Consider the following 12574-nt stretch of genomic DNA (forward strand, 5'->3'; position numbering starts at 1 on the left):
ACCGCCGACAGCGTCGGCGGTAATTGTACGTACTAAATTGCACGTACTAAACGGCTGTCATCAGGCGTTCTGTTCGATGAACTGCGTCAGTTGTGATTTGGATTGCGCGCCAACCAGTGAGGCGACTTTGGTGCCTGCTTTAAACAGCATCACGGTAGGTACACCGCGTACGCCTTGCTCGGCAGCAATTTCAGGTGCATCGTCAACATTGACACTAACGACTTTCAGGCTGTCCTGACGCTCTGCAGCTACTTCATCAACGACCGGGGCCATGACTTTGCACGGGCCACACCAGGGCGCCCAGAACTTCATTAGCACAGGCTGTTCAGCGTTGAGGACTTCTTGCTCAAAATTGGCGTTGGTGACATCAACATTATTAGCCATTTGCTTCTCCCGTTTGCGTTGCTCTTACTGTTTCGTTGCCTCAAATGGAGCAACGGTCATTACGCGATCAATTGGCGCTCGTTCACCGCGCCTCATCTCTATCACGATAAGCGTGGTCAGATGTTAGCGGGCGCGGAGGTTGCTGGCAAATTTCCCGTGTGGTGATTTATCTGAATAGCAGAAATTAATGGATGCTGGTAGGAAGATTTTTTATAATATAAAAGTATTATCCATTGGTTTTTTATTCTATCTAGTGCTGTAAAGTGCCGCACCAGCGCCGCTTTCCATCAAACGCATCGTAGTAGCTGCGCAAGGATGTGTTTCAAAGCGCATCCTACATAGATCTGTTTAGAGAATAAATAAGGTGAGGATATGAAGCTACAACAGCTACGCTATATCTGGGAAGTCAATCGACATAACCTGAACGTCTCAGCCACGGCGCAAAGTCTATTTACCTCACAACCGGGGATCTCCAAACAAATTCGTTTATTGGAAGACGAGCTTGGCGTTGAGATTTTTGCCCGCAGCGGCAAGCACCTAACGCGAGTAACGCCTGCTGGCCAATCGATTATTGAACTGGCCGGGCAAGTGCTGCGCCTGACCGATAATATCAAGCAGGTTGCCCAGGAGCATAGCGACGAGCGTCGTGGCAGCCTGTCGATTGCAACCACACACACTCAAGCTCGTTACGCGCTACCACCGATCATTAGCGAATTCACGCTGAAATACCCTGATGTAGCCCTGCATATGCAGCAGGGGACGCCCAAACAGATTGCACAGATGGTTAGCGAAGGGCAGGCAGACTTTGCTATCGCCACCGAGTCACTGGAGCTGTTTACCGATTTGGTACTGCTGCCATGCTATCGCTGGAACCGCTGCGTACTGGTGCCTAAGGGGCACCCTTTAGCGACTCATGATGGCCCGTTGACCCTTGAGGCGCTTGGCGAGCATCCGTTGGTGACTTATGTGTTTGGGTTTACTGGTCGTTCTCAGTTAGATGATGCCTTTAAAGCGAAGGGGTTAACGCCTAACGTAGTGCTCACGGCAGCCGATGCCGATGTGATAAAAACCTACGTGCGCCTGGGAATGGGCGTGGGTATCGTGGCGCATATGGCCGTGGATGAGGCGCTTGACGATGACTTGGTAGCACTGGATGCAAGCCATCTGTTTGCCAGCTCCACGACCAAGATTGGTATTCGTCGTGGCACTTTTATGCGCGGCTATATGTATGACTTTTTAGAGCGCTTCGCGCCTCACTTAACCCGTGACCGTGTGGATGAAGCGCTAACAGCAGGCCCACGCCATGAACAGTCGCTGTTTGATGACTTAGACCTGCCCGAGTATTGATTATTGACGAGTATCAGTGCTGTAAATGCAGCCCGCATTCGCGCTTCTCTTCCACCTTTGTGGGGTCAAAGTAGTCGAAGTTGTTGGGTAGGTTATGCGCCTGTAGGTACTGATACATATCTTTAGCGCTCCACTGTAGCAGCGGGGCCACTTTTAACAGGCCGTCGCTGTTGCGGCTAACCGCCTGCATTTTGGCGCGTTCGGGGGTGTCTTCAGCGCGTAGCGCGGTAAACCATACGTCAGGCTGCATTTCACGCAACGCACGCTCGAAAGGTTCGAGTTTCACTTCCTGAGTAAAGGCTGCATGGCGCGGGTCGTCAATGCCCGGCATGGGGCCGTCCAGCGCTTCGCGGTGGGCGCGAGTACGACGGGGCACAAAGCTGACGATATTGAGGTTGAGCTGTTTTATCACCTCGTCGGCGAATTGATAGGTCGCCTCGGTGTTGTAACCGCTGTCCATCCAAACAATTGGTATATCCGGGCGTACCTGGCTGACCATGTGCAGAATCACCGCCTCAAAAGGGCGAAAGTTAGTGGTGCAGATAGGCCGCGCGCCCTGGGCTAATGCCCACTCAACCAAACCCTGCGGGTTGTTAGCAAATTCGTTATTGATCGCTTCAAGCTCTGAGGACATGCTGCCTCCTGTTCGGGTGTAGAGTTATGGTGACTAGGCTATCAAACCCGACCCCTGACGCCCCAATACCGTTTAGTTAGGCTTTTATATTCCTTTTAGATATAGAAATTTAATTGCTTATTCCAGGGCGCCAATTAGGTGGCGAATCTTATCCAGTGTTTCGGTGTACTCTTCGTCCGCTTGTGAGTCTGCCACTAAGCCGCCGCCGCCCCATACATGCAATCTTCCCGCCTCGGCAACCATCGTGCGAATGGCGATGGAGGTATCCATACTGCCGCGTACATCGACATAACCTAAGCTGCCGCAATAGACGCTGCGCTGGCAGGGCTCTAATTCATCAATAATCTGCATGGCGCGAACCTTGGGTGCGCCGGTAATCGAGCCGCCGGGAAAAGCGGCTTCAAGAAGTGACAGTGGGGTATAGCTATCGGCCAGCGTTCCCTGCACGACGCTAACCAGGTGGTGCACGTTGGGGTAGCTCTCCAAGCGGCACAGCTGCGGCACGCGAATGGAGCCAGGCTTACACACGCGGCCTAAGTCATTGCGCAACAGGTCAACGATCATCACATTTTCAGCGCGGTCTTTAGTGCTGCTCAATAGCTGTTCCGCTAACGCCTGATCTTCTTCTGGCGTTGCGCCCCGCGGACGGGTGCCTTTGATGGGCCGCGTTTCGACTTCTCTATTGCGGCATTGGATAAAACGCTCCGGCGAAAGTGAGAGAACGGCTTTATCTCCCCAGGCCATGAAGCCCGAAAAAGGCGTGGGCGTTGCCTGACGCAATCGCAGGTACGCTTGCCACTCATCCCCCTCATAGTCGGCATAAAAACGCTGCGCTAAATTGATCTGGTAGCAATCTCCCGCCCGTATATAGCGCTGCACGGCGTTAAAACCCGAGACGTACTGGTCATGGCTAAGCTCGGCCTGAAAGGCATTATTAAGTGCAAATGTGCCTGGCTGGTCTGGTGACGTGGCAAGCCAGGTTTTTACCTGGTCACGACGTTCCGGCGTGGCAATTAACCATGCCTGCTGGGCCACGTGATCTAGCGTAATACACCAATCGTAAAGTCCTAGGCGGGCTTGTGGTAGTGCGACCGGGCTCGTTTGACCGCTAGGTATTGATAAGGTTTTACGTCCTAAATCGTAGCCCCAATAGCCAATCAAACCGCCAAGAAAAGGGAGTTCACTGAGCTCATTAGGAATATCTAACTGATCCAATAGCCACTGCTGCAGCGCAAACGCATCGTTGGCTAGGTGTGGTGGAGGGCTGAACTGATGAGATGAGAGGCTCGGGTTGCCGTCGCTCGTCACTTCCAGCGTAGCCAGGGGGTCGCTGCTGATAATATCAAAGCGACCATTGGCAATCGGGCGACCACTATCGAGCAGCACCGCGCCGGGTCTGGCGCGCAGGCGGGCGAATACACCCAAGGGGTCGGGTGAATAGGGCAGGGAAGTCATCGACAACGCCTTGATCATTAAACAAACGCCTCGCCAGTAAAGGGCGAGCCATTTTAGAGGGGCGTAGGCAATGACACCAGTGTTAGACGCCTGTCGCATTTAACGCTATGCAACCGCAACCCACCACTCGTTACCTAACAATAACTGCTTGATTGTTGACAGAGCTGATCTGATTTTCCCTATCAGTACAACGAAAGGCGTACAAAATCGGCTATCTAGGCTAGTTGACGGTTCAAATGACACGCGCTAGAGTTTGTTTACTTTTCAATTGTCGACAATTAATCATGGCAACACTCGCTTCTAACTCGTCTACTGCCGCCAACGCTTCCTCAGCAACAGCAGGTTCTGAGGCAACCGCCTCGGAAATGGCTGTACCCGAAGTACGCACGCTCGCAGAGCGGGTATTTCATCAATTGCAGGATGCCATCGTGCGCGGCGAACTCGCCCCTGGAAGCAAGATCACTGAACCGGGGCTTTCCAAGACCTATGGTATTTCACGCGGGCCGCTGCGCGAAGCGATGCGTCGCCTGGAAGCACACCGCCTGATTGAGCGAGTTCCTCATGTAGGCGCGCGCGTGGTTCAACTCTCAATGAAAGAGCTTCTAGAGCTGTTTGACCTGCGTGAAGCTCTGGAAAGTATGGCGGCGCGCCTGGCGGCGGAGCATATGTCGCCGGAAGAGGTGCAAGGTTTGCGGGATGTACTGGCGCTGCATGAAGGACAAGCCGACCTGAAACGCGGCGAAGCTTACTACCAGCGCGAAGGCGATCTCGATTTTCACTACTGCATTGTTCAGGGCAGCCATAACAAAATGCTGATGAACCTGTTGTGCGACGATCTCTACTATCTCGTGCGCCTTTATCGCACCCAATTCAGTGCCAGTGGCACGCGACCGCAGCGGGCTTTCGTGGAGCACCATCGCATTGTGGATGCCATTGAAGCCGGGGACGCCGAGTTGGCCGAGCTGTTGATGCGCCGTCATGTCAGCGCCTCCCGCGCCAATGTGGCGGATCGCTATGCAGCTTCTCTCGAACAGTCAGCGTCCAAATCGTAACGCTCTCAATTATACAGCTAAAACATAACTAAAAAATTAACAACAGGAGAAACTCCTCATGTCCCAGATGACTCCCGGCGCCCGTTTTCGGGCCGCGCTAGAAGCGAATCGTCCGCTACCGATACTCGGCACCATCAATGCCTATACAGCACTGATGGCTGAAAAAGTCGGTCACCAGGCTATCTACCTTTCCGGTGGCGGTGTCGCCAATGCATCGTTCGGCCTGCCGGATCTGGGCATGACGACCATGAATGATGTGGTGGAAGATGCTCACCGTATCTGCGGCGCGACCGAGCTGCCGCTGCTGGTGGATATCGATACCGGCTGGGGCGGTGCTTTCAATATCGCCCGCACCGTGAAAGAGATGCAGCGTGCTGGTGTCGCCGCGGTGCACATGGAAGATCAGGTCGCGCAAAAACGCTGCGGCCATCGCCCCAATAAGGCAATTGTCACTCAGCAGGAGATGGTCGACCGTATCAAAGCCGCCGCCGATGCCAAGATCGACTCCGAATTCTATTTGATTGCCCGTACCGATGCGTTTCAAAAAGAGGGTCTCGATGCGGCCATTGAGCGCGCTAATGCCTGCGTTGAAGCCGGGGCGGATGCTATTTTCGCCGAAGCCGTTCACACACTGGATGATTACAAAGCTTTCTGTGAAAGGGTCAACGCGCCGATTTTGGCCAACATCACCGAGTTCGGTGCTACCCCGCTATTTACTCAAGCGGAGCTTGGCGACGTTGGATGCCGCATGGTGCTTTACCCGCTCTCCGCGTTCCGCGCTATGAATGCCGCGGCACTGCAGGTCTATCAAAGCATCTTCGACAACGGCCATCAAAAAGACGTTGTGCCAATGATGCAGACGCGCGATGAACTCTACGATTTTCTGAACTACCACGACTTTGAACAAAAGCTCGATGCACTGTTTGCCGAACAGGGCGACGACCAGTAAGTCAAACGCCAGTTAACGTTCGATCATATTTGAAAGACACAATTTAAAATAAAAGCAGTAACAGGAGACTCACCATGGCTGATAAACCCGTGACAGGTGCAGGATTGCGTGGCCAGAGCGCCGGTACCACCGCGCTGTGTACGGTAGGCAAAACCGGCTCAGGCCTGACCTACCGTGGATTTGATATCAAAGAGCTCGCCGAAAAAGCCAAGTTTGAAGAGGTTGCTTACCTGCTGCTAAAAGGCAAGCTGCCCAACCAGGGTGAATTAGATCACTACATCAGTAAGCTCAAAAACCTGCGCGGTTTGCCCGATGCGTTGAAAACGGTGCTTGAGCAGATTCCTAAAGATGCTCACCCGATGGATGTGATGCGCACCGGCACCTCAATGCTGGGCAATCTAGAAACCGAGGAGAACTTTGATCAGCAGCAGGACGTGGCCGACCGCCTGCTAGCGGTGCTGCCCTCGATTATTTGCTACTGGTATCGCTTCTCTCATGACGGTGTACGCATTGATACTGAAACGGATGATGACTCGGTAGGCGGTCACTTCCTCCATATGCTGCGCGGCGAACCTGCTTCTGAACTGCATGCCCGGGTCATGAACGTCTCGCTGATTCTTTACGCCGAGCACGAATTCAATGCCTCTACCTTCACAGCACGAGTTTGTGCCTCAACGCTTTCCGATATGCACTCCTGCGTGACCGGTGCGATTGGTTCGTTGCGCGGCCCGCTACATGGCGGCGCCAACGAAGCGGCCATGGCGATGATCGAGAATTGGCAGTCGCCGGAAGAGGCGGAAAGCAAGATCATGGGCATGTTGGAGCGCAAGGACAAGATCATGGGCTTTGGTCATGCGATCTACCGCGAGTCCGATCCGCGCAACGCGATTATCAAGCACTGGTCCAAGAAGCTCTCCGACGACGTAGGTGACAAAGTGCTTTACCCGGTTTCCGAGCGGGTCGAAGCGGTAATGTGGCGCGAGAAAAAGCTGTTCTGTAACGCGGACTTCTTCCACGCCAGCGCATACCACTTTATGGATATACCCACCAAACTGTTCACGCCGATTTTTGTCTGTTCGCGGCTGACTGGCTGGGCGGCACACGTATTTGAGCAGCGCGCCAATAATCGCATCATCCGCCCCAGTGCCGATTACACCGGCCCCGAGAAGAGCGAGTGGGTGCCGATAGAAGCGCGAGACTGACCTGCGTGATGCCCGGTGGCTTGGCTACCGGGCTTTTTTCAGCCCCTTCTTGTGAGTCTGCCTGTTATGAATACCCAATACCGTAAACCCCTGCCTGGCACAGCGCTTGAATTTTTTGATGCTCGCGAGGCGGTGGAAGATATCCAGCCCGGTGCCTATGCTCAGCTGCCCTATACCTCGCGTGTGCTGGCCGAGCAGTTGGTGCGCCGCTGTGATCCAGCACTGCTCACTGATGCGCTGAAACAGCTGATCGAGCGCAAGAGTGACCTGGATTTTCCTTGGTACCCGGCGCGTGTCGTCTGCCACGATATCCTCGGCCAAACCGCACTGGTCGATTTGGCCGGGCTGCGTGACGCCATCGCCGAAAAGGGCGGCGATCCCGCCAAGGTTAATCCGGTGGTGCCCACCCAACTGATTGTCGATCACTCATTGGCGGTGGAGCACGCAGGCTCAGAAGAGGGCGCCTTTGAGAAAAACCGTGCCATTGAAGATCGTCGCAACGATGACCGTTTCCATTTTATCAACTGGACCAAGACGGCATTCGAGAACGTCGATGTGATTCCCCCCGGCAACGGCATTATGCACCAGATCAATCTGGAGAAGATGTCACCGGTGGTGCAGAACCGCGACGGCATTGCCTATCCCGATACCTGTGTGGGGACCGATAGCCACACGCCGATGGTGGACGCACTCGGCGTTATCTCAGTAGGCGTGGGTGGCCTGGAAGCCGAAAGCGTGATGTTAGGCCGCGCTTCCATGATGCGCTTACCGGATATCGTCGGCGTAGAGCTGACCGGCAAGCTGCAACCAGGGATAACTGGCACCGATATGGTGCTGGCGATTACCGAGTTCCTGCGTAAAGAGCGCGTCGTCGGGGCGTATCTGGAATTTTACGGCGAAGGTGCCGATGCGCTCACCGTGGGTGATCGCGCCACGATTTCGAATATGACCCCCGAATACGGCGCGACTGCGGCGATGTTCTACATCGATGGTCAAACCATCGATTACCTGAAAATTACCGGCCGTGAAGATGAGCAGGTGGCGCTGGTGGAAACCTATGCCAAACACACCGGCCTATGGGCGGACAGTTTGACCGAGGTTGATTACGAGCGGGTGCTGACCTTTGATCTTTCATCGGTACACCGCACTCTGGCAGGGCCGTCCAATCCTCATGCACACTTGCCCACTTCAGAGCTGGCACAGCGCGGTATTGCGGTAGGGCTTGAGGCAGCGCGGGAAGAGGAGAAGGCGGGCAGAATGCCGGATGGCGCGGTGATCATCGCCGCCATTACCAGCTGCACCAACACGTCCAACCCGCGCAACATGGTCGCCGCCGGGCTGATCGCCCGTAACGCCAACCGGCTAGGGTTGCTGCGTAAACCCTGGGTGAAGTCGTCGCTGGCGCCGGGCTCGAAAACCGTCAAGATGTACCTGGAAGAAGCTGGGTTGATGAGCGAGCTGGAAAATCTCGGCTTTGGGGTGGTGGCTTACGCCTGCACCACCTGTAACGGCATGTCTGGCGCGCTGGAACCAAAAATCCAGCAGGAGATTATCGAGCGCGATCTCTACGCAACCGCCGTACTTTCCGGTAATCGTAACTTCGATGGCCGTATTCATCCCCATGCCCAGCAGGCGTTTTTGGCCTCACCGCCGCTGGTGGTCGCCTACGCCATTGCGGGCACGATTCGCTTTGATATCGAAAAAGATGCCCTGGGCGTGGATCAGGCGGGCAACCCCGTCACGTTAAAGGATATCTGGCCAGCGGATGAAGAGATCGACGCGATCGTTAAGTCATCGGTGAAGCCGGAGCAGTTCCGCCAGACCTATATTCCCATGTTCGATTTGGACAAGAGCGCCCGCGCTCAGGTCAGCCCCCTATATGACTGGCGCCCCCAGAGTACATATATCCGTCGCCCGCCTTACTGGGAAGGTAATATGGCTAAAGAGCGCACCCTGAAAGGCATGCGCCCACTGGCAATCCTGCCGGACAATATCACGACCGACCATCTCTCTCCCTCCAACGCGATACAGCTCAACAGCGCGGCGGGTGAGTACCTGGCCAAAATGGGCGTGCCGGAAGAAGACTTTAACTCCTACGCGACGCACCGCGGCGATCACCTCACCGCCCAGCGCGCTACTTTCGCCAACCCTAAGCTGTTTAACGAAATGGTGCGCGATGCCGATGGCAAGGTAAAACAGGGTTCGCTGGCGCGGGTAGAGCCCGAAGGCGAAGTGACCCGAATGTGGGAAGCGATTGAAACCTATATGGCGCGTAAGCAGCCGCTGATCATTATTGCCGGTGCGGATTACGGTCAGGGATCGTCGCGGGATTGGGCGGCCAAAGGTGTGGCCCTGGCAGGTGTGGAAGCGATTGCCGCTGAAGGCTTTGAGCGTATTCACCGCACCAACCTGATCGGTATGGGCGTGATGCCGTTGGAGTTTGAACCGGGCACTACGCGCATGACACTCGGTCTGGATGGCACCGAAACCTTCGATGTCGAAGGCGCCGTTTCGCCAGGGGCAATGCTCACGCTGGTAATCCACCGCCAACGCGGAGACAGCGAGCGCGTCGCGATGAAGTGCCGTTTGGATACCGCCGAGGAGGTGTCAATTTACACCGCTGGTGGCGTACTGCAGCGCTTCGCCCAGGATTTCCTCGAATCGACGGCAGCTTAAAACCGTATCTGGCCAAGAGAGCCCGGTGTCTTTAGCTTTTCGAACCTAGCTTTTCGAATCAGGCTTAGAGCACCGGGTTATTTTTAGGAGTGGTAATAATGAGCGAGTCAGTTCAAAACAAACATGTGCCGCAGATAAAGATCCCGGCCACCTATATGCGCGGCGGCACCAGTAAAGGCGTATTTTTTAAGCTCAATGATCTACCCGAAGCGGCCCAGCAGCCGGGCGTAGCGCGGGATCAGTTGCTACTGCGCGTCATCGGCAGCCCCGACCCTTACGAAAAACAGATTGATGGCATGGGCGGGGCGACCTCAAGTACCAGCAAGACGGTGATTCTGTCGAAAAGTAAGTCAGCCGAACACGATGTAGATTACCTGTTTGGCCAGGTCTCTATCGATAAGCCCTATGTTGATTGGAGCGGCAACTGCGGCAACCTATCGGCGGCGGTTGGCCCCTTTGCGATAGCCAACGGCCTAGTTGATGCATCACGCATTCCGGAAAATGGTGTCGTCGAGGTAAGAATCTGGCAGGTCAATATTCAGAAAACCATCGTTTCCCAGGTACCTGTTGTGAATGGTCAAGTGCAGGAGACAGGCGATTTTGAGCTGGATGGGGTGACATTTCCCGCGGCTGAAATTCCAGTAGCTTTTAAGGATCCGGCGGACGGCGAGGGAGCAATCTTCCCCACTGGCAACCTAATCGATGAACTGGACGTCCCGGGCGTGGGAATGCTGAAAGCCACCCTGATCAATGCCGGTATACCCACGATATTCATTAATGCCGACGATATTGGCTACGTGGGTACCGAGCTTCAGGATGTCATCAATGGCGACGGTAAAGCGCTTGCGATGTTTGAAGCCATTCGTGCCCATGGCGCATTACGAATGGGGCTGATAAGCGACATCAGTGAGGCCGCTAACCGTCAGCACACACCCAAAGTGGCGTTTGTGGGCCCGCCAGTGGATTACCTCTCTTCGAGCGGTAAGAGTGTGAATGCTAGTGATATCGATCTGGTGGTGCGAGCGCTCTCGATGGGCAAGTTGCATCACGCCATGATGGGCACGGCCGCCGTCGCCATTGCCGCTGCAGCTGCCATTGAAGGCACGCTGGTGAATCTGGCAGCAGGAGGTGGCGGTCAACGTAACGCGGTCACTTTTGGACACCCTTCCGGCAGCTTGCGTGTTGGCGCTGAAGCAAACTTGGTCGAGGGGCGGTGGCATATCGAGCAGGCGGTGATGAGCCGTAGTGCCCGGGTATTGATGGAAGGAGTGGTGAGAATTCCTGGGGACAGCTTTTAGGGCGCGTTTCTTGAGCCATACTGAGTAATAGGTGATTCAACAGTAGGAGAGAGCGCTATGTCTACCAGACCATCTGCCACATCCGAAGCCAATGAGCGGCCCGATTACGATCCCGAGCTGCAGGCCATTGCCGATTATGTCCTGAACTATCAGGTGGGTTCCCAAGAGGCGCTGGAGACTGCGCGTTACTGCCTGATGGATACGCTTGGCTGTGGGCTCTTGGCACTACGCTTTCCGGAGTGTACCAAGCACCTTGGGCCGATAGTTGAAGGCACGGTGGTGCCGTTTGGAGCGCGAGTCCCAGGCACAACGCTGCGTCTTGATCCAGTCAAAGCGGCATGGGATATCGGCTGTATCATCCGCTGGCTGGACTATAACGATACCTGGCTTGCCGCCGAGTGGGGCCACCCCTCCGATAATCTTGGTGCCATTCTGGCGGTAGCCGATCACCTCTCTCAGCGGCGAGTTGCTCAAGGTGAAGCACCGCTTGTGATGCGTGATGTGCTTGAAGCAATGGTTATGGCCCATGAAATACAGGGTGTACTGGCGCTGGAAAACAGCTTTAATCGGGTTGGACTCGATCACGTGGTGCTAGTAAAGGTGGCGTCTACTGCGGTGGCCGCCAAGTTGTTGGGCGCCAATCGTGAGCAGGTGCTGTCGGCGCTTTCCCATGCGTGGGTCGATGGTCAGAGCCTACGAACTTATCGTCATGCGCCCAACGCAGGTTCGCGGAAAAGCTGGGCCGCGGGGGACGCCACTTCACGGGGCGTGCGCTTAGCGGATATCGCCCTGCGCGGTGAAATGGGTATTCCCAGCGCGCTGTCGGCGCCCCAATGGGGCTTCTACGATGTGCTGTTTAGCCACACCAATAAAGATTTGAGCCTGAAACCAGAAGCGGAGCGACGGCTGCGTTTCCAGCGCGAGTTCGGCAGCTACGTGATGGAGAATATCCTGTTCAAGATCGCTTTTCCTGCTGAGTTTCATGCTCAGACGGCTTGTGAAGCTGCGGTAATCCTTCATCCTCAGGTGAAAGATCGTCTGGCTGACATCGATAAGATCGTGCTGACCACTCATGATTCGGCTATCCGTATCATTTCCAAAACCGGGGCGCTCGCTAACCCAGCGGACCGCGACCACTGCTTGCAGTACATGACCGCGGTGCCGCTTATCTTTGGCGAGCTGACCGCTGATCATTATGAAGATAGTTTTCACGCGGCTCATCCGCTGATTGATGAGCTGCGGGGCAAGATGGTGGTAGAGGAAAACGCGGGATATTCGGCGGATTACCACGACCCAGAGAAACGCTCGATCGCTAACGCGGTGCAGGTCTTTTTTAAGGATGGTAGAGCGACAGATAAAGCCGTGGTGGAGTATCCATTAGGCCACCGGCGTCGGCGTGAAGAGGGTATGCCACTGTTAGTTGATAAGTTTAAGCGACATTTGGCGATGCGATTTCCAGCAAGTCGTTGCCAAAAAATTGTTGATGTATGCAGTCACCGGTCAACGCTTGAAGCATTACCGGTACACAAATTTATGGATGAATGGGTGATATAGCCCTTGGTGCTCAATGCATCTCA

General features: G+C 55.0%; 10 protein-coding genes. 7 read left to right on the plus strand and 3 right to left on the minus strand.

Annotation, left to right across the window (positions count from 1 at the left end; genetic code table 11):
• Positions 1–60 precede the first annotated feature (60 nt).
• On the minus strand, positions 61–384 hold the full coding sequence (trxA, locus tag V8L70_RS13275) for a thioredoxin (protein WP_008959554.1): 324 nt from the start codon (positions 382–384) through the stop codon (positions 61–63).
• A 372-nt stretch (positions 385–756) separates the two neighbouring features.
• Here trxA and cysB point away from each other — a divergent pair, with 372 nt between their 5' ends.
• Positions 757–1731, plus strand: a complete 975-nt coding sequence (gene cysB / locus V8L70_RS13280) for an HTH-type transcriptional regulator CysB (RefSeq protein ID WP_101147868.1) — start codon at positions 757–759, stop codon at positions 1729–1731.
• A 13-nt stretch (positions 1732–1744) separates the two neighbouring features.
• On the opposite strand, the gene V8L70_RS13285 is transcribed toward cysB, so the two are convergent.
• Both V8L70_RS13285 and pabB read right to left on the minus strand, forming a co-directional pair.
• The gene (locus V8L70_RS13285) at positions 1745–2365 is read right to left on the minus strand and encodes a phosphoadenosine phosphosulfate reductase domain-containing protein (RefSeq protein WP_101147869.1); all 621 of its coding nucleotides are present in this window, start codon (positions 2363–2365) and stop codon (positions 1745–1747) included.
• A gap of 117 nt (positions 2366–2482) precedes the next feature.
• Positions 2483–3838, minus strand: coding sequence for an aminodeoxychorismate synthase component I (pabB, locus tag V8L70_RS13290; protein ID WP_101147870.1), 1356 nt, complete (start codon positions 3836–3838; stop codon positions 2483–2485).
• Between the two features lie 347 nt (positions 3839–4185).
• Between pabB and V8L70_RS13295 the strand changes: the two genes are divergently transcribed.
• From V8L70_RS13295 to prpD, 6 genes are all read left to right on the plus strand, one after another.
• Positions 4186–4872: a GntR family transcriptional regulator gene (locus tag V8L70_RS13295; protein WP_101147871.1), complete on the plus strand. Its 687-nt coding sequence runs from the start codon at positions 4186–4188 to the stop codon at positions 4870–4872.
• A gap of 58 nt (positions 4873–4930) precedes the next feature.
• Positions 4931–5821, plus strand: coding sequence for a methylisocitrate lyase (gene prpB, locus V8L70_RS13300; RefSeq protein WP_101147872.1), 891 nt, complete (start codon positions 4931–4933; stop codon positions 5819–5821).
• A gap of 74 nt (positions 5822–5895) precedes the next feature.
• A complete protein-coding gene (gene prpC / locus V8L70_RS13305; protein ID WP_101147873.1) occupies positions 5896–7023 on the plus strand; it encodes a bifunctional 2-methylcitrate synthase/citrate synthase in 1128 nt (375 codons plus the stop codon).
• A 66-nt stretch (positions 7024–7089) separates the two neighbouring features.
• Positions 7090–9699, plus strand: coding sequence for a Fe/S-dependent 2-methylisocitrate dehydratase AcnD (gene acnD, locus V8L70_RS13310; RefSeq protein ID WP_336269600.1), 2610 nt, complete (start codon positions 7090–7092; stop codon positions 9697–9699).
• A 98-nt stretch (positions 9700–9797) separates the two neighbouring features.
• A complete protein-coding gene (gene prpF, locus V8L70_RS13315) occupies positions 9798–10997 on the plus strand; it encodes a 2-methylaconitate cis-trans isomerase PrpF (RefSeq protein WP_101147875.1) in 1200 nt (399 codons plus the stop codon).
• Between the two features lie 57 nt (positions 10998–11054).
• Complete coding sequence (prpD, locus tag V8L70_RS13320) at positions 11055–12551, plus strand: 2-methylcitrate dehydratase (protein WP_101147876.1); 1497 nt, start codon at positions 11055–11057, stop codon at positions 12549–12551.
• Positions 12552–12574 lie beyond the last annotated feature (23 nt).

It is taken from the genome of Vreelandella arctica (assembly GCF_037070215.1).
GTDB lineage: Bacteria > Pseudomonadota > Gammaproteobacteria > Pseudomonadales > Halomonadaceae > Vreelandella > Vreelandella arctica.

Coding starts and splice junctions, on each gene's coding strand:
- acnD (WP_336269600.1), top strand. CDS start 7,090: ATGAATACCCAATACCGTAAACCCCTGCCTGGCACAGCGCTTGAATTT.
- prpF (WP_101147875.1), top strand. CDS start 9,798: ATGAGCGAGTCAGTTCAAAACAAACATGTGCCGCAGATAAAGATCCCG.
- prpC (WP_101147873.1), top strand. CDS start 5,896: ATGGCTGATAAACCCGTGACAGGTGCAGGATTGCGTGGCCAGAGCGCC.
- V8L70_RS13295 (WP_101147871.1), top strand. CDS start 4,186: ATGGCTGTACCCGAAGTACGCACGCTCGCAGAGCGGGTATTTCATCAA.
- V8L70_RS13285 (WP_101147869.1), bottom strand. CDS start 2,365: ATGTCCTCAGAGCTTGAAGCGATCAATAACGAATTTGCTAACAACCCG.
- prpB (WP_101147872.1), top strand. CDS start 4,931: ATGTCCCAGATGACTCCCGGCGCCCGTTTTCGGGCCGCGCTAGAAGCG.
- cysB (WP_101147868.1), top strand. CDS start 757: ATGAAGCTACAACAGCTACGCTATATCTGGGAAGTCAATCGACATAAC.
- pabB (WP_101147870.1), bottom strand. CDS start 3,838: ATGATCAAGGCGTTGTCGATGACTTCCCTGCCCTATTCACCCGACCCC.
- prpD (WP_101147876.1), top strand. CDS start 11,055: ATGTCTACCAGACCATCTGCCACATCCGAAGCCAATGAGCGGCCCGAT.
- trxA (WP_008959554.1), bottom strand. CDS start 384: ATGGCTAATAATGTTGATGTCACCAACGCCAATTTTGAGCAAGAAGTC.